Source organism: Rhodopseudomonas rhenobacensis (assembly GCF_014203125.1).
Lineage (GTDB): Bacteria > Pseudomonadota > Alphaproteobacteria > Rhizobiales > Xanthobacteraceae > Rhodopseudomonas_A > Rhodopseudomonas_A rhenobacensis.
In genome coordinates this window covers 77,962-99,208 of the sequence record NZ_JACHIH010000017.1, presented here as the reverse complement: position 1 = coordinate 99,208, position 21,247 = coordinate 77,962, and the positions used below count along the sequence as shown (strand labels likewise).

General features: G+C 64.6%; 17 protein-coding genes. 15 read left to right on the top strand and 2 right to left on the bottom strand.

The window, feature by feature from the left end; genetic code table 11:
• From HNR60_RS14260 to HNR60_RS14230, 7 genes are all read left to right on the top strand, one after another.
• Positions 1-846, top strand: coding sequence for an ABC transporter permease (locus tag HNR60_RS14260; RefSeq protein ID WP_184258545.1), 846 nt, complete (start codon positions 1-3; stop codon positions 844-846).
• Positions 846-1,871, top strand: a complete 1,026-nt coding sequence (locus HNR60_RS14255; protein WP_184258543.1) for an ABC transporter ATP-binding protein — start codon at positions 846-848, stop codon at positions 1,869-1,871. Before HNR60_RS14260 ends, HNR60_RS14255 begins: the two co-directional genes overlap by 1 nt.
• Positions 1,849-2,832, top strand: a complete 984-nt coding sequence (locus HNR60_RS14250) for an ABC transporter ATP-binding protein (RefSeq protein ID WP_184258541.1) — start codon at positions 1,849-1,851, stop codon at positions 2,830-2,832. Before HNR60_RS14255 ends, HNR60_RS14250 begins: the two co-directional genes overlap by 23 nt.
• A 26-nt stretch (positions 2,833-2,858) precedes the next feature.
• Entirely contained in the window at positions 2,859-4,367 is a 1,509-nt protein-coding gene (locus tag HNR60_RS14245; RefSeq protein ID WP_184258539.1) for a class I adenylate-forming enzyme family protein, read from the top strand.
• On the top strand, positions 4,364-5,128 hold the full coding sequence (locus tag HNR60_RS14240; protein ID WP_184258537.1) for an SDR family oxidoreductase: 765 nt from the start codon (positions 4,364-4,366) through the stop codon (positions 5,126-5,128). Before HNR60_RS14245 ends, HNR60_RS14240 begins: the two co-directional genes overlap by 4 nt.
• A 28-nt stretch (positions 5,129-5,156) precedes the next feature.
• The gene (locus HNR60_RS14235) at positions 5,157-6,956 is read left to right on the top strand and encodes a gamma-glutamyltransferase family protein (protein ID WP_184258535.1); all 1,800 of its coding nucleotides are present in this window, start codon (positions 5,157-5,159) and stop codon (positions 6,954-6,956) included.
• 423 nt (positions 6,957-7,379) lie between these two features.
• On the top strand, positions 7,380-7,898 hold the full coding sequence (locus tag HNR60_RS14230; protein ID WP_184258533.1) for an Lrp/AsnC family transcriptional regulator: 519 nt from the start codon (positions 7,380-7,382) through the stop codon (positions 7,896-7,898).
• Positions 7,899-7,996: 98 nt separating this feature from the next.
• Here the strand turns inward: HNR60_RS14230 and HNR60_RS14225 are convergent, their stop codons facing one another.
• Positions 7,997-9,799 (bottom strand): NAD(P)/FAD-dependent oxidoreductase, encoded by a 1,803-nt coding sequence (locus HNR60_RS14225; protein WP_184258531.1) that lies wholly within the window; start codon positions 9,797-9,799, stop codon positions 7,997-7,999.
• An 869-nt stretch (positions 9,800-10,668) separates the two neighbouring features.
• Between HNR60_RS14225 and HNR60_RS14220 the strand changes: the two genes are divergently transcribed.
• The 4 genes from HNR60_RS14220 (at position 10,669) to HNR60_RS14205 (ending at position 15,704) form a co-directional block, all read left to right on the top strand.
• On the top strand, positions 10,669-12,237 hold the full coding sequence (locus HNR60_RS14220) for a DmsE family decaheme c-type cytochrome (RefSeq protein ID WP_246432947.1): 1,569 nt from the start codon (positions 10,669-10,671) through the stop codon (positions 12,235-12,237).
• Between the two features lie 66 nt (positions 12,238-12,303).
• The gene (locus tag HNR60_RS14215) at positions 12,304-14,697 is read left to right on the top strand and encodes an MtrB/PioB family decaheme-associated outer membrane protein (protein WP_184258527.1); all 2,394 of its coding nucleotides are present in this window, start codon (positions 12,304-12,306) and stop codon (positions 14,695-14,697) included.
• A gap of 156 nt (positions 14,698-14,853) precedes the next feature.
• The gene (locus HNR60_RS14210; RefSeq protein ID WP_184258525.1) at positions 14,854-15,138 is read left to right on the top strand and encodes a high potential iron sulfur protein; all 285 of its coding nucleotides are present in this window, start codon (positions 14,854-14,856) and stop codon (positions 15,136-15,138) included.
• A 218-nt stretch (positions 15,139-15,356) separates the two neighbouring features.
• Entirely contained in the window at positions 15,357-15,704 is a 348-nt protein-coding gene (locus HNR60_RS14205) for an ArsC family reductase (protein WP_184258523.1), read from the top strand.
• Here the strand turns inward: HNR60_RS14205 and HNR60_RS14200 are convergent.
• Complete coding sequence (locus tag HNR60_RS14200) at positions 15,670-17,178, bottom strand: pyruvate kinase (RefSeq protein ID WP_184258521.1); 1,509 nt, start codon at positions 17,176-17,178, stop codon at positions 15,670-15,672. The two genes, HNR60_RS14205 and HNR60_RS14200, sit on opposite strands and share 35 nt — an antisense overlap.
• Before the next feature lie 339 nt (positions 17,179-17,517).
• Between HNR60_RS14200 and HNR60_RS14195 the strand changes: the two genes are divergently transcribed.
• The 4 genes from HNR60_RS14195 (at position 17,518) to HNR60_RS14180 (ending at position 21,246) form a co-directional block, all read left to right on the top strand.
• A complete protein-coding gene (locus HNR60_RS14195) occupies positions 17,518-18,273 on the top strand; it encodes an ABC transporter ATP-binding protein (protein ID WP_184258519.1) in 756 nt (251 codons plus the stop codon).
• On the top strand, positions 18,266-19,030 hold the full coding sequence (locus tag HNR60_RS14190; protein ID WP_430694939.1) for an ABC transporter ATP-binding protein: 765 nt from the start codon (positions 18,266-18,268) through the stop codon (positions 19,028-19,030). Before HNR60_RS14195 ends, HNR60_RS14190 begins: the two co-directional genes overlap by 8 nt.
• Positions 19,031-19,068: 38 nt before the next feature.
• Positions 19,069-20,289, top strand: coding sequence for an ABC transporter substrate-binding protein (locus HNR60_RS14185; RefSeq protein ID WP_184258517.1), 1,221 nt, complete (start codon positions 19,069-19,071; stop codon positions 20,287-20,289).
• A gap of 81 nt (positions 20,290-20,370) precedes the next feature.
• Positions 20,371-21,246, top strand: coding sequence for a branched-chain amino acid ABC transporter permease (locus tag HNR60_RS14180; RefSeq protein ID WP_184258515.1), 876 nt, complete (start codon positions 20,371-20,373; stop codon positions 21,244-21,246).
• Position 21,247 lies beyond the last annotated feature (1 nt).

Genomic DNA, 21,247 nt, shown 5'->3' with positions numbered 1-21,247 from the left:
ATGCTGAGCTTGACCATCGATTTCGCCCGCCGTTTCGCCCGCAACCGCGCGGCGCTGGTCGGCTTCGCGCTGGTGATCCTGGTGATCGGCGTGGCGCTCGCGGCGCCCTGGCTGTTTCCGCGCAATCCGTTGCGGATCGTCGGCAAGCCGGAGATCTGGCCGTTCGTGTCATCGCGCTATCCGCTCGGCACCGACTCGCTCGGCCGCGACATCGCCGCGATGATCGCCTATGGCGCGCGCACCACCTTGCTGATCGGGGTTTGCGCCAGCCTGACCGCGACCATCATCGGGATCAGCGTCGGCGCCACCGCGGCGTATTTCGGCGGCTGGGTCGACGAGCTGTTGATGCGGTTCACCGAATTATTCCAGACCATCCCCAACCTGATCTTCGTGCTGACCATCGTTGCGATCCTGGGCCAGAAGATCGAATACGTCACCATCGCGGTCGGCATCGTCACTTGGACGCCGATCGCCCGACTGACGCGGGCGGAATTCATGTCGCTGCGCGACCGCGAATTCGTCCAGGCCTGTCGGGCGATGGGGATGGGCAATCTGCGCATCATGTTCGGCGAGATACTGCCGAACGCGCTGCCGCCGGTGATCGTGCTGTCGTCGCTGGTGATCGCCGGCGCGGTGCTGTTCGAATCCGCGGTGTCGTTCCTCGGGCTCGGCGATCCCAACGTCTCGAGCTGGGGCCGGCTGATCGGCGACGGCCGCACCTTGATCCGCAGCTCCTGGTACATCTGCGCGGTGCCGGGCTTGGCGATCATGCTCACCGTGCTGGCGCTCAATCTGGTCGGCGACGGCCTCAACGATGCGCTCAACCCGAAGCTGAGGGACCGCTGATGGCCGCCATTGCGCTCGCACCATCCGCGCCGCTGCTGGAAATCGACAAACTCGAAGTGTCGCTATTCACCCGGCGCGGCGTGCTGCCGGCGATCGACGGGCTGTCGTTGACGGTGTCGGCCGGCGAGACGCTGGCGATCGTCGGTGAATCCGGCTGCGGCAAATCGCTCGCCGCGCTGTCGGTGATGCGGCTGTTGCCGGAGCCGCCCGCCAAGATCGTCGGCGGTGCGATCCGCTTCATGGGCCGCGACCTCGCGGGCCTTTCCGATCGCGAGATGCAGCGGGTCCGCGGCAAGGACATTTCGATGATCTTCCAGGATCCGATGACCTCGCTGAACCCGGTGATCACCATCGGCGATCAGCTGATCGAGGCGATCCGCTGCCACGCCGACGTCTCGCGCAAGGAGGCGTCGAATCGCGCGGTGGAGATGCTGCGGCGGGTGCGGATCCCGGACGCCGAGCGCCGGCTCAACGATTATCCGCATCAGATGTCCGGCGGCATGAGCCAGCGGGTGATGATCGCGATGGCGATCGCCTGCGGCCCGAAGCTGTTGATCGCCGATGAGCCGACCACCGCGCTCGATGTCACCATCCAGGCGCAGATCCTCGATTTGATGAAAGACGTGCAGACCGATACCGGCATGGGGCTGATCATCATCACCCACGATCTCGGCGTGGTCGCGGAAACCGCGGACCGCGTGGTGGTGATGTATGCCGGCCGCAAGGTCGAGGAGGCGCCGGTCGAGGGCCTGTTCGAACGGCCACTGCATCGCTACACCCGCGGCCTGCTCGGCGCCACGCCGTCGGCACAGCGCCAAGGCGACCGACTGGTCGAGATCACCGGCAGCGTGCCGGCACTGGAAAACCTGCCGACCGGCTGCGCATTCCAGAATCGTTGCCCGGACGCCTTCGACCGCTGCCGCGCCGAGCGCCCGGTGCTGAAGCCGCTGCTGCCCCACCGCACCGCCGCCTGTTTCGCGGCCGAAGAGGAGTTGTCGCGCGATGTCGCTGCTATCGGTTCTTAGCCTTTGCGTGCAGTACCAGACCACGCAGGGCACCGTGCGCGCGGTCGACGATGTCAGTTTCGAACTCAACGCCGGCGAGACCGTCGGCCTGGTCGGCGAATCCGGCTGTGGCAAGTCGACGCTCGGCAAGGCGGTGATGCGGCTGGTGCCGACCTGCGACGGCCTGGTGATCCTCGACGGCCAGGACATCAGCCATATGCAGAGCCGCGCGTTGAAGGACGCGCGGAAGACCATGCAGATGATCTTTCAGGATCCCTACGGCTCGCTCAATCCGCGGCACAACGTCGGCACCATCGTCGGCCAGCCGCTCAGCGTCGCCGGCTGGTCGCGCCGTGACATTCGCGATCGGGTTACTGAGCTGTTGGAGAAGGTCGGGCTGCCGAAGGAGGCGGTGAAGCGCTATCCGCACGAGTTTTCCGGCGGGCAGCGGCAGCGGCTCGGCATTGCCCGCGCCTTGGCCTTGAGCCCGAAAGTGATCATCTGCGACGAGCCGGTGTCGGCGCTCGACGTCTCGGTGCGCGCGCAGGTGATCAATCTGTTGGAAGACCTGCAGCAGTCGACCGGCGTGGCCTATCTGTTCATCTCGCACGATCTGTCGGTGGTCGAGCATATCTCCGACCGCTTGATCGTGATGTATCTCGGCCGCGTCGTCGAGAGCGGCCGCAGCGAGGACGTCTGGCGTCAACCGGCGCATCCCTACACCCAGGCCTTATTGGCAGCGGCGCCGGTGGCCGATCCGCGGCTGGCGCGGCGTCGCGTCAAGAGCATCCTGCAGGGCGAATTGCCGAGCCCGCTCAATCCGCCTCCGGGGTGCAGCTTCAATACCCGCTGCCCCTACGCGCAGGAGCGCTGCCGGCAGGAGCGCCCGATGCTGCGCCCGGTGAACGACGGGCGGAAGGTCGCCTGCCATTACGATCTGCTGGAGCACCCGGCGTTGCCGTTGGTGGACGCCGCCCAGTGACACGTCAGAGCTTTTTGGAGAACCCGATGCGTTGGCATAATCTCGGAGACCTGGTCGACCGCGAGCGCGACCTCGATCGCGAGGCGATCATCGATCTGGTCGATCGCGATCATCCGAAGCGCTACAGCCATCGCGAGATCGATCGGCTGGCTAACGGCGTGGCGAACTATCTCACCGAGCAGGGTTATGCCCGCGGCAGCCATATCGCCATCGCGTCGTTCAATCGCGCCGAATACATCGTCTGCTATTTCGGCATCATGCGTGCCGGCTGCATCGCGGTTCCGGTCAACATCAAGCTGCCGCGCGACACCATCGATTACGTGATGGACGACGCCAGGATCGAGCTCGCCTTCGTCGATGCGGCGCATCGGCCGCTGGTGCGCGCCGGCATCCAGGTGATCGATTTTGACGATGTCGATGATGGTGGTTTCGCCGCGCTGATCAAGCCCGGCGAGTTCGAGAGCGTCAAGGCTGCGCCCGACGAAATCGGCCAGATGCTCTACACCTCAGGCTCCACCGGCCGCCCCAAGGGCGTGCCGCTGACGCACTCCGGCCAGCTCTGGGCAATCGCGACGCGCACCGGCGGCGCGCTCAGCGACGACGAACGCTACGTCATCGCCCAACCGCTGTTTCACATGAACGGGCTGTTTGCGATCAAGACGATCTTTGCCAGGAACGCCTCGGTGGTGCTGCTGCCGTCGTTCGAGGTTCGCAGCTACATCGAGGCGATCGCGACCTATCAGGTGAGCGCGGCCAACGCGGTGCCGACGATGTGGGCGCGCGTCGTCAAGGAGCACGAGCTGCTGGCGACCCACGACATCACGTCGATCCGGCGCTTGATGCTGGGATCGGCACCGATGACCATGGCGCTGTGGGACAAGATCCAGCAGGCGCTTCCCAACGTCACCATCACGCTCGGTTACGGCACCACCGAAGCCGGGCCGGCGGTGTTCGGTCCGCACCCGCAGGGCATCCCGACGCCGCCGATGGCGCTCGGCTATCCGATCGATCCGGACAGCGTGCAACTGGTGAACGGCAGCGACAGCGAGGGCGTGTTGCTGATGCGCAATCCGGCGCTGATGCCGCGCTATCATAACCTTCCGGAGCAGACCGCGAAGGCGATCTCCGACGGCTGGTACTACAGCGGCGACGTGATGCGCCGCGACGCCGACGGCTTCTATTACTTCGTCGGCCGCGCCGACGACATGTTCGTGTGCTCCGGCGAAAACATCTACCCGGGCGAGGTCGAGAAGCTGCTGGAGCGGCACCCGCAGGTGCAGCAGGCCGTGGTGGTGCCGCTGCCCGACGAGGAGCGCAGCCAGGTTCCGGTCGCCTTCATCGTCAGCCGTGCCAAGGCGCCGCCGAGCTTCGACGAGATCCGGCAATTCGCCATCGCCAACGGCCCCGCCTATCAGCATCCGCGCCGGATCGAATTCGTCCATGAACTGCCATGGGCCGGCACCAACAAGATCGACCGCAAGAGCCTGATCGATCGCGCCCGCACGCTCGAAGCCAATCGCGGGTGGTCGGCATGACGCGCGCCTTGTCGGGCAAGATCGCGCTGGTGACCGGCGCGAGCCGCGGCATCGGCCGGGCGATTGCAATGCGCTTGGCTGGCGAGGGAGCGACCGTCGCGGTGCACTACCATTCCGCCGAGGATGCAGCGAAGCAGACCGTCGACGACATCGTCTCCGCGGGCGGCGCGGGCTTTGCGCTGCAGGCCGATCTGTCGGCGACGGGCGGCGCGGCGACGCTGGCGGAACGACTGTCGGCCGAGTTAGTCGCGCGGTTTCGTAGTCCGCAATTCGATATTCTGGTCAACAATGCCGGCCTCAGCAAACGCGCCACCATCGAGGACGTCACCGAGGAGGATTTCGATCGGCTGCTGCAGACCAATCTGAAATCGCCGTTCTTTCTCATCAAGGCGCTGCTGCCGCATCTGCGCAACGGCGGCCGCATCGTCAATGTCTCCTCGATGGGAACGCGCTCGGCCTATCCGCTGATGGCGGCCTATGCGCCGGCGAAGGCGGGCCTCGAGGCGTTGAGCCGGCTGCTCGCGCAGCATCTAGGTCCCCGGCAAATCACGGTGAATTCGGTGCTGCCGGGCGCCACCGCGACCGACATGAACGTGACGGCGCGCGATCCGGTGGCGAGCCGCGCGGTCGCCGGGACCATTGCGCTTGGCCGCGTCGGTCAGCCCGACGACATCGCCAAGGTGGTGGCGTTCCTCGCCTCCGACGCCGGCGGCTGGGTCACCGGCCAGCAGATCGACGCCAGCGGCGGCCAGCGCCTGTAACGCGGCCTTTGCCGCCAAAGGAAACTTGATGAGCTTCGTCGACCCTTCAGCCTTCACCACGCGCCCGGAAATCGTCGGCACCTTCGGCGTGGTGACCTCGACGCATTGGATCGCCACCGCGGTCGGCATGTCGATCCTGGAGAAGGGCGGCAACGCGTTCGACGCGGGCTGCGCGGTGGCGTTCGTGTTGCAGGTGGTGGAGCCGCATCTCAACGGCCCCGGTGGCGACGTGCCGGTGATCCTGCACGACGCCAGGCGCGACCGCACCGAGGTGATCTGCGGGCAGGGCACTGCGCCCGCCGGCCTCAGCATCGCGCATTGCCGCGGGCTCGGGCTGGATCTGGTGCCCGGCACTGGATTGCTCGCGGCCTGCATCCCCGGCACATTCGACAGCTGGATGCTGCTGCTGCGCGATTACGGCACCATGGATCTGGTCGAGGTGCTGGCGCCGGCGATTTCCTATGCGCGCAACGGCCATCCGCTGGTCGAGCGCGCCAGCGCCACCATCGCCACCGTCAAGCAGCTGTTTCTCGAGCACTGGCCGACCTCGGCCGCGGTGTTTCTGCCGAACGGCGAGGTGCCGGCGCCGGGCATGCTGTTCAAGAACCCCAAGTTGGCCGACACCTATCAGCGGATCCTGCAGGAGGCGCTCGCCACCGGCGGCAGTCGCGTGGTGCAGATTGAGGCTGCGCGAAAAACCTGGTCGGAGGGGTTTGTCGCCGAGGCGATCGACAAATTCTGCAAGAGCCCGGTGATGGACGTCACCGGCCGCCGCCACGCCGGCGTGCTGACCGGCCAGGACATGGCGAATTGGCAGGCCAGCATCGAACAGCCGATCGGCTATGACTACGGCCGTTACCGCATGCTGAAGGCCGGGCCATGGACGCAAGGGCTGGTCGCGCTGCAGCAACTGGCGATCCTGAAGGGTTTTGATCTCGACAAGCTCAGCCCGGTCGATCCGGAATTCATCCATCTGGTGGTCGAAGCCTCGAAGCTGGCGTTTGCCGATCGCGAGGCGTTCTACGGCGATCCGAAATTCGCCGACGTGCCGGTCGAGATTCTGTTGTCGGATGCCTACAACGCGGTGCGCCGCGCGCAGATCGGTGAGATGGCGTCGATGGAGCTGCGCCCCGGCAGCATCGACGGCTTCTCCGGCAAGGTCGACGCGCGGGTGTCGAGCGGCGCGCGAGTTGCCGTCGGGGCCTCCGGCGCCGGTGAGCCGACGGTTGGTCGGATGGGCAATGTGCGCGGCGACACCGTGCATTTCGACATCGTCGACAAGGACGGCAACATGATTGCCGCGACGCCTTCCGGAGGCTGGCTGCAGAGTTCGCCGATCATTCCCGAACTCGGCTTCGCGCTCGGCACCAGGGCGCAGATGTTTTGGCTCGACGAAAGCCATCCGGCTGCGCTCGCGCCCGGCAAGCGGCCGCGCTCGACGCTGTCGCCGACCATGGCGCTGCGCGACGGCAAGCCGTATCTGGCCTGGGGCTCGCCCGGCGGCGATCAGCAGGACCAGTGGATTCCGCAATTCTTCCTGCGCCACGTCCACGCCGGGATGAATCTGCAGGAGGCGATCGACGCGCCGGCCTGGCACAGCGAGCATTTCCCGGCATCGTTCTGGCCGCGGCAATCGCGACCCGGCGTGCTGGTGGTGGAAAGTCGGCTGTCGCCGGAAACCATCGCGGAGTTGCGCCGGCGCGGCCATGTCGTCGAAGTCGGCGAGGACTGGTCGGAAGGCCGCCTGGTCGCAGCTGCGCTGGATGGCGGCTATCGTCGCGCTGCCGCCAATCCGCGCGGCATGCAGGCCTACGCCGCCGGCCGATAGCGTATTCTTGGTTTGGATCGAACGCCCAACCCAAATGCCGTCGTCATTCCGGATTGCGAGTTCGTCAGAACGAGCAAGTCCGGAATCCATATCCCCTGCGGTGGTTATGGATTCCGGGCTCGCTCGCAGCTGACGCTGCTCGCGCCCCGGAATGACGGTCAGGGAATCTTGAAGCGCGTCTAGGGCGCGCTCAAGCCAAACGTGCCCGCCGTGAGTTCGGCAGGCGATCGCTCGCGTTGCCAGTAGCGCCGCGCTGGCGCCATGGGCGTCATCATGACATCAAATGAAGCGCCGGCTTGCTGTGACATTGCGCAGGCTGGCGAATGTTTATGCTCGCGGATGCGATTGGCTCGCAATATCCTTGCACAGTTGCAGCATTGGGTGACATGATTATGCTCCCGCTGCGCTGAATTGGAGGCCAATATGCTCGACGAGCTTGACCGCAAAATCCTCGCAACCTTGCAGGTGGACAGCAGCCTGTCGATGCAGGAGGTGGCCGAGCGGGTCGGGCTGAGTTCGACGCCCTGCTGGCGGCGGATTCAGAAGCTGGAAAACTCCGGCTACATCAAGCGCCGCGTTGCCTTGCTGGATGCCGAGAAGCTCAACCTCGGCGTCAGCGTGTTCATCGCGGTGCGCACCAACCAGCACAGCGCCGAATGGGTGCAGCGGTTCCGCAAGATCGTCGTCAGCTTTCCCGAGGTGGTCGATTTCTATCGGCTGAGCGGCGACGTCGACTATCTGATCCGCGCGGTGGTCTCGGATATTCGCGCCTATGACGATCTCTACCAGCGGCTGATCGCCAAGATCGATCTGCAGGACGTCTCCTCGATGTTCACCATGGAGCAGATCAAGTCGACCACCGAACTGCCGTTGTTCAATGCGCCGGCCAAGCGCGGCCGCAACGACGCCCCGGCAGAGCGAAGTCTTGCCCTCGCGCCATGACGCGACGCGGGCGCGAAGCCCGCGGTCCCGCTGTGTCTCCTGCTGAATCACGATAGCGATGCGAGCCGCGCTGTGCGCGCGGCCCGCTCGCTCCGCCTTCATCCCAAGTGATGCACTTGTTGCAGCCCATAGACCGGGGTCGGAATGCCTTCCATCCGGGCCTTCAACTGCAGCGACAGGAATTGCGAGTAGTGCCGCGACTGATGCAGGTTGCCGCCGTGAAACCATAGCCCCGGCTGCTGCGTCGGCTTCCACATGTTGCGCTGCTCGCCCTCCCAGGGGCCGGGGTCTTTCCTGGTGTTGGAGCCGAGGCCCCAACACTTGCCGACCTTGTCGGCGACCTCCTTGGAAATCAGCTCCGCCGCCCAGCCGTTCATCGAGCCGTAGCCGGTGGCATAGACCACGAGATCCGCAGGCAACTGGGTGCCGTCGGTCAGGATCACCGCATGTTCGGTGAGCCGCTGCACGTCGACGCCGCTCTTCAACTTGATGCTGCCATTGGCGACCAGTTCGGAGGCGCCGACGTCGATGTAATAGCCGGAGCCGCGGCGCAGATACTTCATGAACAGGCCTGAATCGTCATCGCCGAAGTCGAGCATGAAGCCGGCGGCTTCCAGACGCTTGTAGAAATCCGCGTCGCGTTCGCGGATCGCGTTGTAGATCGGGATCTGAAATTCGTGCAGGATCTTGTAGGGCAATGACGCGAAGATCAGGTCGGCCTTTTCGGTGGTCATGCCGCTCCGCACCGCTTGTTCGGAATATAACGGGCCAAGCCCGATCTCCATCAGCGAATCCGACTTCACGATGTGCGTTGACGAGCGTTGCACCATGGTGACGTCGGCGCCGGCTTCCCACAGCGCCGCGCATATATCGTGGGCGGAATTGTTGGAGCCGATCACCACCGCCTTCTTGCCCTTGTAGGCGTCGGGGCCGGGATGCTGCGAAGAGTGGTGCTGGTCGCCCTTGAACAGCTCCATGCCTTCGAATTTCGGCATGTTGGGTTTGGCCGACATCCCGGTCGCCAGCACCAGTTGCTTCGGCTTCAGCACGATTTCCTGGCCATCGCGCTCGACCACCACGGTCCATTCGCCGGCCGTTTCGTCGTAAGTTGCTTTCTTGCAGGTGGTCTTTCTCCAGTAGTTGAGCTCCATCACCTTGGTGTACATTTCCAGCCAATCACCGATCTTGTCCTTCGGCGAGAAAACCGGCCAGTTCGCCGGGAACGGCAGATAGGGCAGGTGATCGTACCACACCGGATCGTGCAGGCAGAGCGACTTGTAGCGCTTGCGCCAGCTGTCGCCGGGGCGCTCGTTCTTTTCGATGACGATGGTCGGCACGCTGAGCTGGCGCAGCCGCGCCGCCAGTGCAATGCCGCCCTGGCCGCCGCCGATGATCAGGCAATAAGGCTGCTTCGTGATGCCGAGCTCGGCGGCCTCCTGCTCGCGCTCTTCCTTCCAGGTCTTGCGATTGCGGTCGGCGCCGTGCTTGGCGCCCATCGGCCGGTCGAAGCCCTGCGGCTCCTCAAAGCCCTTCAGCTCGACCATGGTGGTGAGCAGCGTCCAGATCCGGCCGTCCTTCAGCCGTAGATGACCGAAGCCGCGGGCGACCGCGGTCTCGAACTGGATCCAGCTCTCGGTGATGCCGTCGGCCTCGGTGGAATCTTCGCCGTCGGCGATCTTCCAGTTGGTGGGCCTGGTCTCGGCGAGCCTCGCCTCGAGCATCGCGCGGACCTGATCCTTGCCCTCCATGGTCTTGATATTCCAGGTGAAGGCGACGAGGTCGCGCCAATAGCAATCGGTCTGAAACAGATCGAGCGCGCGCTCGACGTCGCCGGCGGACAACGCCTGATCCAATGTCGCGAGCAGTTCGGAGACTCTGCCGTTGGGCGCCTTGTCGAGCATGCTGCTGTCCTCCCGTTTGTGGTGATTTTTTCAACGCGACGATGCGTTGTTGGGGAACCATCCTAACATCGTATTTCGTCGTGGCGAGCCTGAAGCGGGACGGTTTTGAAGTTGTGATAACAACTCCGCACTGCACAATTTCCGTCACGCGGATTGTGCGCTGCGAATGGAAGGCCGTGGGCACAGGAAAGTTGCTACACGCGACGCTGCCCGACGCCAGCAAGGCAGTCTGTCGCAGACAGCACGCCGCGGCGGAGTTGTTCGATCCCCGCGGTGTCAATCATGAGCTGTCGTCGTCGCGCATGTTGCTCCGCCACATGACGGTCGTGGCTCCAGGCAATGCGCAACTAACAGAAAGTGAGTCGATGACGCGGCCCAGAGCGGTAATTAGTGCGGAATTAGTTACGCCAATGTCGCCGATCGAACAGAGCCTCGGCGGTATGGTTGTAGGAGTTTTCTGAAACTTGTTAGTTTGTGTTGAAATATTGCGAGGCATTTTGTCGCGGTTTGATTTGAATCAAAGGCGCGAAACCTGTCGCTATGAAACCGTGAGGTACTTAGATGGGTTCTAGTTCTGCGTGTTAGCAATCAAATTGTGCTTGTTAGCAATAAGTGTCCGGCAATGATCAGCCCGGTCGGCTGATCCAAAAATCACGACAATCATAACATTTGTACGCGCCGAGCGCGTATCTGTGGGGGTAACGATGGGGGGCTCTTTGCGAGCTGCGCCACTTTATTGTGGCGCCGCAGCGGTGGATCGTGCGCCGGTGAAACACGCCGGTGGTCCGGCGATCGGTGGACAGGGCGGGGCGTCCCTGGCCGTGTCGATCGTCTCAGCCCGGGACTCAGCGCGGGCTTTCCTATCAGCCATGATGATTGCGGCGCTGGCAACGTGGGGGCTCGCCCCGGCGAGCGCCGATGAGGTTGCCGAAGGGGCGGCGCGGTTCGACCGCGCGTCGACGCTGTCGAGCACGCTCGACCCCGACGTCGCAGCGCTGGCTGACTATGCCGCGCAGAATCTGACCGGCCCGGGCGCCAAGCCGAACTTCTCGCCGGCGCAGCCCGACTATGCGGCGGTCGCGGCGCATGCCGGCCTCGGCCACGGCTCGGGTTTGCCAGCGGCGCATGGCGCGTCGCCGCACGGGCAGGGCGGCCACGGCGGATCACGACGCTTCACCACGCTGCTCGATGCGGACGCCGACCGCGGTCCCCCGGTGCTCGCTTTGCCGGCCGATCCGGCAATCAAGATCATTGCCGAATATGCCCGGCTACAGGCCGCGATGAAACTCGCGAGCGCGGCCGAGCAACGGATCTTGCGCGGCCACGAGCAGCGCCGTCTGCGGGCACAGCGTCCAGCGCGCGAGCCTGACTACGTCGCGCTGATGCCGGCGCGCGAAGAGGTGGTGAAGACCTGGGTGGCGCTGGAAAACTTCGAGGACGCGCTGCTAGAGGACACGCCGAGTGCGACGCCGCAACTCGACTTCGTCCAGATCCTGGCCGGCAAGACCGACAGCTGGAAACCGATCCTGATCGCGGTGCAGAAGCTGACGCCGGCCGCCGCGGGTGCCGGGGCGCGGGCCCCGATGGTGGCGCCGGCGCCGGGCGATCCCGAGGGCCGTTATTTCGTCGGCTCGAAGCCGTGCGAGACCTGCCACGCCGGGCTGTTCGACGAATTCCAGCAGACCGTGATGGGCCGCAACATCAAGTCGGGCAAAGTCACGCCGCAGGGCAAGATGGAATGCGAGACCTGCCACGGCCCGGGCTCCGCCCACGTCAACGGCGGCGGCGGGCGCGAAAAGGGCGGCATCCGCTCGTTCCGGCTCACCGACAGCCGCGGCGTCGACGTCGCCGATTTCAACGGCGTCTGTCTGAGTTGCCACGAGAAGGGCGACCAGACCTATTGGCAGAGTTCGGCGCATGAGAGCCGTGGCCTCGCCTGCGTCAACTGCCACACCGTGATGCGCAAGGTCTCGCCGCGCAATCAGCTGAAGACCGAGCTGGTGATGGACACCTGCTTCCAATGCCACAAGGATCGCAAGGCGCAGGCGCAGCGTACCTCGCATATGCCGGTGCGCGAGAACAAGATCACCTGCGTCAATTGCCACAACCCGCACGGCAGCGCCACCGAGAAGCTCTTACGCGAAGCAACCGTCAACGACACCTGCTTCCAGTGTCATGCCGACAAGCGGGGGCCGTTCCTGTTCGAGCACCCGCCGGTGCGCGAAAACTGCCTGAATTGCCACGAACCGCACGGCTCCAACCACGAGTCCTTGCTGATCGTCGCGCGGCAGCGGTTGTGCCAGCAATGCCACACCAACCCGCACAACCAGCCGGGGCTTCCCGCGGCGGCACGATGGGCGGTCGGCAACGCCTGCCAGAATTGCCACACCAACATTCACGGATCGAACGCGCCATCCGGATCGCGATGGCATCGCTAACAAGGCGGAGAGGGCGCAACCGCGGCCCTCATCACGATACTCGGCAAGTTGAGATCAGAGGGGGGAATGATGATCAAGCACGGATTGCTGCCGATGTCCGCCGCAATGGCGTTAGCGACTGTTGCGCCGTTGAATGCCAACGCCGCGGATCCTCCGGCGGCCGTGTCGGACTTCGAAGCTGCGCATGGGGGCTATGAGTTCTCCGGCGAGTTCGACGTCGGCGGGCGAGTGTTCGTGAAGCGCCCACCGAAATCGTCCGCGCATTACGTGACGCCGTCGAGCCCCAACGCGCCGGCCAATCCTGATCCCAACAATCGCTCAAAATTCGAGGAGTACGGCGCCATCCCGCCGGGGCTGTTTGCCGAGTACCTGCGGATGACGCTGCAGACCAAGGACGGCCTCTACTTCGGCGAACTGCGCGCCGACAACATCGGCAACAACAATCAACGCTACATCGTCGACGCCTCGAAGGCCGGCGAACACTACCTCACCGTGGTCTGGGATGAGATCCCGCATCTCTACAACACCAGCGCGCTGAGCATCTGGAACGGCGTCGGCAGCAACAATCTGACGACGTCGGTTGCGATTCCCGGGACCACAGTCAACGCTGCCACCCCCGCCAGCCGCGCTCTGGTGAGCGCTGCGCTGGCCGGCAAGGTGAACACCATCGACGTCGGCATCAAGCGCGACAAGGCAGCGGTGGCCTATCGCTGGACGCCCGATCAGAACTGGGACGTCAAGGCGAGCTACTCCAACGAAAAGCGCGAAGGAATTCAGACCTCAGGCGTCGCGATCGGTGGCCTCGGCTCACTTCAGCAGTTTCAGGCGCCGCGACCGATCGATGACACCACCCAGATCGGCAAGGTGAGCGGGCAGTATTTTGGCGCGACGCCATGGGGCGGTCATTTCAACGTCCAGGTCGGCGGCGGCCTGTCATTGTTCGAGAACAATTTCAATTCCTTCACCGTGCAGAACCCGTTCTACGACGCGAGCAATCCCCGGGTGTTTTCGCCCGCGGCGCGGATCAGCCTGATGCCCAGCAACCAGGCCTACAACTCCACGGTGACGAGCGGCGTCGACCTGCCGTTCAAGACCCGATGGAACAGCACGATCCAGTACACCACGATGCGGCAGAACGACGAGTTCATGCCGTTCACCGTCAACCCCGCCATCGCGACCTTCGTGCTGCCGGCATCGAGCCTGAACGGTGAGGTCGACACTCTTCTCTACAATACCAATGCGACCACGCAGTGGACGCCGGAATGGCGCACGACGTTCCGCTACAGATACTATGACAACGACAACCAGACGCCCGAACTGTTGATTCCGAACTACGTCGTGGAAGACTCCTCGGCGACGGGCATTGCCGCGGGCGTGCCGCGACGGGCGCTGGCGATGTCCTATACCAAGCAGAACGCCAGCGAGGAATTCCAGTGGCGTCCCGCCAAATGGGTCACGCTCGGCAGCAGCTTCGGCTGGGAACAGTGGGATCGCACCCGCCGCGACGCCAACGTCACCAACGAATTCATCGGCCGCGGCACCGCGGACTTCAAGATCTACGACGTCGCGACGCTGCGGACCAGCGCGCAGTATTCGGAGCGGCGCTACGACAATTACGATGGCCGCGCAATGTCGCTGGAGACTTACTACGCCGCGTCCAATACCGGCACGAACTTCCTGATCCGCAAATTCGACATGGCCAATCGCAATCAGACCAAGGCCAACGTGTTTCTCGACATCTCGGGTCCGAGCGGCAGCATCTTCAGGGACTTCGTGATCTCGCCGACCGCCGGGCTGCGCTTCGAAGACTATCCGGACGATCCGGCGTTCTTCGGGCTGCGCAAGAGCAACAGCTGGAATGGCGGCGTCGATGCCACCTACGTGTTCAAGCCGGGGAACTCGATCCAGGCGTCCTATCTGTACGAAACGTTTGATCGGTTCCAGGTCGGGAGCGGCACGATCACCAATCCGGTGACCAACGCCTCGTTCCCGGCGGTTGCCGACGCCTTCTCGAGCAACACCCACGAAAAGGTCCACACCATCCTGGTCGCGGCCAATGCCGAACTGATTCCCGGGGCTCTCGACTTCAAACTGGGATATTCGCTGTCGCTGGGCAAGGAAGACTGGGATTACGGCACGTTCGCCAATTATCCGCTGCAGGGTAACGGCGTCGGCTACTCGCCATTCCCCACGGTTCGCACCTATGTGCAGCGACTCGATGCGGCGCTGAAGCACACCGTCGATCCGTCGATCGTCACCCAGCTCGGCTGGACCGGCGAGGTCTACCTGAAGGCGCGCTACATCTGGGAACGCAGCAGCGTCGACAACTGGCAGCAGGACCTGATGTCGCCATACCTCTACCTGGTCGACCAGACGCTGGCGCGGCTGATCGACATGGGGGCCACCAATCCGAACTACAACGCGCAGTACTTCCAGTTGTCGCTCAACGCCAAGTGGTGAACTGCGTCAGCCGTGCCGCGCGATCCCCCGCGGCACGGCTACTCGACAAGCCGGCGGGCCGAGGCAATTTCGGCACCGGCGCTTGTTTCGACGGCGGCAACAACAGAAGTGCCGTCGAAGGTCTGCAACCAAGTCAATTGAAGTGGAGGAAGCTCGATGAACGACAAGACAAAGAACAGCGATGCGCTGTCGCGGCGTCGCCTGCTGAGGACCGGGGCCTACGCCGTCGGGGCGGCTGCGATGATCGGCGTTGCGGCGACTGCGGCCGACGCGCAGGTCGCCAAGAAGGCCTCGCACGCCAGTGCGGGTTATCAGGAGACGCCCAATGCCGGCAAGAGCTGCGGCAGCTGCCGCCAGTTCCAGCCGCCGAGTTCGTGCCTCACGGTCGAAAGTCCGATCAGCGGCAACGGCTGGTGTCGGCTCTACGCCAAGAAAGCATGATAAACGTGCGCTGGTGAGCTTTGCCTCACCGGCGCGCTGCCGATTGCATGAGACGTCGAGGCTACCCTGCTGGCCTGCTGGAGTCGAAATCCACGGGTCGGGCCTGTGATTTCGTCCGGCCGGCCGACGCCGAAGCGGCCGGGCGGCTTTTCGGTTGTGAGTGCCGCGGTCGCGGGTTATTCGACGAAGCTCCCTCACGAGCTCCCGGATCCCCGCCCATGACCATCACCCTTTATGGCATCAGGACCTGCGACACCATGAAGAAGGCTCGCGCCTGGCTCGATGGCCACGGCGTGGCGTATCAGTTTCACGACTACAAGACCGCCGGCATCGACGCTGCGACGCTGCGGGCTTGGGCCGAACAGCTCGGCTGGGAGGTGCTGCTCAATCGCGCCGGCACCACCTTTCGCAAGCTGCCGGACGCCGACAAGAGCGACCTCACCGAAACCAAGGCGATCGCCTTGATGCTGGCGCAGCCGTCGATGATCAAGCGGCCGGTGCTGGATCTCGGCGGCAAGCTTCTGGTCGGATTCAAGCCGGAGCTTTATGCGAGCGAGCTAGCTTAGCGCGGTCCCAGCTGCGCAGCGGGCGGAGCTGCGGCGTCTTCTTGTGCTGATGGGCGTCCATCCGCGCCAGCAGGGTGTCGAGTTCGGTGATCGCCTTGAACAGATACGGCCCCTTGTTCAACATCACGCATTCGGCGCGCGCCGCCATTGCGGCGTCGGTCATCTCGCCGCGCGACGGCGTGCCCTTCTTGACCAGATGCTCCAGCACTTGTGTCGCCCAGATCACCGGCACGTGGGCGGCTTCGCCGATCCACAGGATCTCTTCCTGCATTTCGGCGAGCCGGGCGAAGCCGATTTCCACGGCGAGGTCGCCGCGCGCGATCATGATCGCGGTGGGTTGCCGGCCGGCGGCCTGCACCACGATCTCCGGCAGATTGGCCACCGCTTCGGGGGTCTCGATCTTCAAGATCAGCGACAGCTTGCGCCAGTCCTTCGGCCGGCGCTCGGCCAAGGCGGCCTGCAGCGCTTCGACGTCCTTGACCGACTGCACGAAGGAGAACTCGATGCCGTCGGCATGGGTGGCGACGAAGTCGAGGTCGCTGCGGTCCTTGGCGGTCAGTGCGGGGATCGCCAGCGGCGTATCCGGGAAATTCAAGCCTTTCTCCGGCTTCAGCCGCAGGCCGTTGTCGGCGGCGGCGGTGACCCGGCCGAGCAGGCCCCAGGCGGCGACCCGCTCGATGCGGACGCAGAGCTTGCCGTCGTCGACGAACACCCGCGCTCCGACCGGCGTGCGCAGCACCGGCTCGGACAGCGTGCACTCGATGGCGAAATACTCGTCGTCGAGATCGACGCGGTCGAGCCCGCCCTGCGGCACCAGCGCCAGCACGTCGCCGAGCCCGATCCGCTCGCGGCCGATCGGCAGCCGCGCCAAGCCGGTGCGGATCTTCGGCCCGGCGATGTCCATCAGGATCTTGATGCGGTGCCCGGTGGCCTGTTCGGCGGTGTGCACGTGGTTGATCATGCGCTGCCACTGCGCGGCGGAATCGTGCGCGCAGTTGATCCGGATGGCGTCGACGCCGCGCTCGGCAAGCCGCAGCATGAAGGTCGGATCGTCGGCGGCCTCGGTCGGGCAGGTCACCAGCAGCGCGGTGTGCCGCAACGAGGGCGGGCCGAACACCGCTTCGGCGCATTGCGCCAGATGCTGTTCGCCGGCAAAGAACTGCCGCACCGAGGGGCGCTCCGCGGCGGCCTCGCCGCACAGCGCCGCGACGCTGGCGGCCACCGCCTGCAGCGTCGGCAGCACCCGGCTTTCCAGCCGCCCCAGCGACGACATCCCGAGCGCCATCAATGAGCGTTGCAACGGCCGCAGATCGTGGCGGCGCAGCACCAGGTAATGCGCGAGGTTGGCGGCGCTGGCGAGAAAATCCCGGTGCTCGATGCGGTCGCTCCAGCTCGCCATCCGCACCGCGCCTTCGGCGCCGACCTCCGCGATCAGGCTGTCGAGTTTTCGCTTCAGGGACGCAACGTCGTGCATGGCAGGCTCCGGCTCCTTCGGCCGCACCGGCGACCGCAACCAGCCCCCGTAGTCGATTTCCACGAAAGCTTTGTGACGGTTGCAACCGGGCGGCGACCGCACGTCACTAGCCGGCAGAGGATGGCCTGTGGGGTTCTTGCCCTCTGGTGCACGCTGCCCAGCATTGCATCTTGCGCAACCCTGCGGGCGATTGCATATTCCGATCAGACATGACCGAGGCCCGGCCGCCAACGCGGCCGAGGCCCCGGCCATGGAAGACCAAGAAGACGAGGACGAAGAAAACAAAGAAAATGTCGGGCGCGCGCGAGGCTTCGCGTGACGACCGAGGGGGAAACCTGATTGGCCGATGACTTCATTCTTGAGACCCACGGACTGACCAAGGAATTCGCCGGCTTCTTCGCCGTGCGGGACGTCAATCTGCGAGTTCGCCGCGGCTCGATTCACGCGCTGATCGGTCCCAACGGGGCCGGCAAGACCACGTGCTTCAACCTGTTGACCAAGTTCCTGCGGCCCTCGGCCGGACAGATTCTCTACAAAGGGCAGGACATCACCGCGATGCCGCCGGCGGACGTGGCGCGGCTCGGCCTGGTGCGCTCGTTCCAGATCTCGGCGGTGTTTCCGCATCTCACCGCGCTGGAAAACGTCCGCGTCGCGCTGCAGCGCCAGCACGGCCATTCGTTCGACTTCTGGCGCGCCAAATCCGTGCTCGACCGCTACAACGATCGCGCCAACGAACTGCTCGCCGACGTGGGCCTAAGCGAATTTTCCAATACGCCGGCGGTGGAAATGCCATACGGCCGCAAGCGCGCGCTGGAGATCGCCACCACGCTGGCGCTCGATCCGGAAATGATGCTGCTCGACGAGCCGATGGCCGGGATGGGCCACGAGGACATCGACAAGATCGCCGCCCTGATCAAGCGGATCTCCGCCAAATACACCATCCTGATGGTCGAGCATAACCTCAGCGTGGTCGCCAACCTGTCCGACATCATCACCGTGCTGACCCGCGGCCGCGTGCTGGCGGAGGGCAATTACGCCGATCTGACCCAGGACGAGCGGGTCAAGGAAGCCTATCTGGGGGCAGGGCATGGTTGAGACGATGACCACCGCGTCCGACGCCGCCGCCGCCACGCCGAGCGCGCAGCCGGCCGGCGACGTCGTGCTGTCGGTGCAGAACCTGCAAGCCTGGTACGGCGAGTCGCACATCCTGCACGGCATCGACTTCGAGGTCCGCGCCGGCGAGGTGGTGACGCTGCTGGGCCGCAACGGCGCCGGCAAGACCACCACGCTGAAGTCGATCATGGGCATCATCCCCAAGCGCAGCGGCAGTATCCGCTTCGAGGGCAAGGATATCAGCCGCGCGTCGTCGGATAAGATCGCGCGGCAGGGGGTGGCGATCTGCCCCGAGGAACGCGGCATTTTCGCCAGCCTCGACGTGCGCGAAAACCTGATGCTGCCGCCGCAGGTGCGGCCCGGCGGATTGTCGCTGGAGCAGATTTTCGAGCTGTTTCCCAATCTCAAGGAGCGGCTGAAGAGCCAGGGCACCAAATTGTCGGGCGGCGAGCAGCAGATGCTGGCGATCGCCCGCATCCTGCGCACCGGCGCGCGCTTCCTGATGCTCGACGAGCCGACCGAAGGCCTGGCGCCGGTGATCATCCAGCAGATCGGGCACACCATCCAGCGGCTGAAGAACGAGGGCTTCACCATTCTTTTGGTCGAGCAAAACTTCCGCTTCGCCGCCACCATGGCGGATCGCTACTACATCGTCGAGCACGGCAAGATCATCGACGGCTTCGCCAATTCGGAGCTGTCGGCCAACATGGACAAGCTGCACAGCTATCTCGGTGTCTGACGACGCGCCAAAAGAACATCAAAAAGGAGGAGACAATAATGAAGAACAAAATTTCTGCGCTCTTGCTCGGCACCGCCAGCCTGCTGGCGTTCGCAGGCTTCGCCAGCGCCGACGACAAGGTGGTCAAGATCGGCTCGCTCAGCGACCAGTCCGGGCTTTACGCGGATGTCGGCGGTCCAGGTTCGACGCTGGCCGCCCAGATGGCGGTGGAAGACTCCGGTCTGCTCAACAAGGGCTGGAAGATCGAGGTGATCTCCGGCGATCACCAGAACAAGCCCGACATCGGCTCGAACATCACGCGGCAGTGGTTCGACGTCGACAAGGTCGATGTCGTGGTCGATACGCCGAACTCCGGCGTGGCGCTCGCGGTCAGCAACATCATCAAGGAAAAGAACGGCATCTTCCTCAATTCGGGCGCCGGCAGCTCGGACCTGACCAACGCGCAATGCTCGCCCAATACGATCCACTGGACCTACGACACCTACATGCTCGCCCATGGCACCGGGTCCGCCTTGACCAAGGCCGGCGGCGCCACCTGGTTCTTCCTGACCGCGGACTACGCGTTCGGTGCGGCGCTGGAGCGTGACACCACCGCGGCCGTGATCGCCGGCGGCGGCAAGGTGGTGGGCGGCGTGAAGCACCCGCTCAACACCTCCGACTTCTCGTCCTTCCTGCTGCAGGCGCAGGCCTCCAAAGCCAAGGTGATCGGTCTCGCCAATGCCGGCGGCGACACCTCCAACGCCATCAAGCAGGCGGCCGAATTCGGCATCATCAGCGGCGGCCAGAAGCTCGCCGGGCTGTTGATGTTCATCACCGACGTCCATGCCATCGGCTTGCCGGTGGCGCAGGGTCTGAACTTCACCGAGACGTTCTACTGGGACGCCAACGACCAGACCCGCGCGTTCTCCAAGCGGTTCCAGGACCGGATGCGCAACAAGCAGGTGCCGACCATGTCGCAGGCCGGCGTGTATTCGGCGCTGACCCATTACTTCAAGGCGCTGGACGCGATGGGCGGCAACTCGCATGACGGCGCCAAGATCGTCGCCAAGATGAAGGAAATGCCGACCGACGACCCGCTGTTCGGCAAGGGCTCGATCCAGCCCAACGGCCGCAAGATCCATCCGGCCTATTTGTTCGAAGTGAAGAAGCCCTCGGAATCCAAGGGGCCGTGGGACTACTACAAGCTGGTCGCCACCATCCCGGCCGAAGAAGCCTTCACGCCGCTCGACAAGAGCACGTGCCCGCTGTTGAAGAAGTAACCAGCTAAATCCGGGCGGTCCGGCGGCGCTGTCGCCGCCGGATCTGTCGCGTCGCAGCCGCGCACCAGGAATTCCGAATCCATGTCGATCAATCTACAGGCCTTGTTCGCGCAATTGCTGGTCGGGCTGATCAACGGCTCGTTCTACGCGCTGTTGAGCCTCGGCCTCGCCGTGATCTTCGGCATGCTGAACATCATCAATTTCGCCCACGGCGCGTTGTATATGATGGGCGCGTTCGCGGCGTATTTCCTGCTCAACGTGCTCGGCATCGGCTATTGGTGGGCGCTGATCATCGCGCCTCTGGCGGTCGGGCTGTTCGGCATCATCCTCGAGCGCACCATGCTGCAATGGATCGCGCAGCTCGATCATCTCTACGGGTTGCTGCTGACCTTCGGGCTCGGGCTGATCATCCAGGGCGTGTTCCAGAACTACTTCGGCTCCTCCGGGCTGCCCTATGCGATCCCCGACGAACTCAAGGGCGGGGTCAATCTCGGCTTCATGTTCCTGCCGATCTACCGCGGCTGGGTGGTGGTGTTCTCGCTCGTGGTGTGTCTCGCCACCTGGTATCTGATCGAGCGCACAAGGCTCGGCGCTAACTTGCGCGCCGCCACCGAGAATCCGACGCTGGTGCGCGCGTTCGGCATCAACGTGCCGCGGATGATCACGCTGACTTACGGACTCGGCGTTGGGCTTGCGGCGCTCGCCGGCGTGCTGTCGGCGCCGATCAACCAGGTGCGGCCGTTGATGGGCGCCGACCTGATCATCGTGGTGTTCGCCGTGGTGGTGATCGGCGGCATGGGCTCGATCATGGGCTCGATCATCACCGGCTTTGCGCTCGGCATCGTCGAGGGCCTGACCAAATATTTCTATCCCGAAGCCTCCAACACCGTGGTGTTCGTGCTGATGGTGCTGGTGCTGCTCATTAAGCCTTCGGGCCTGACCGGACGGACCGCCTGAC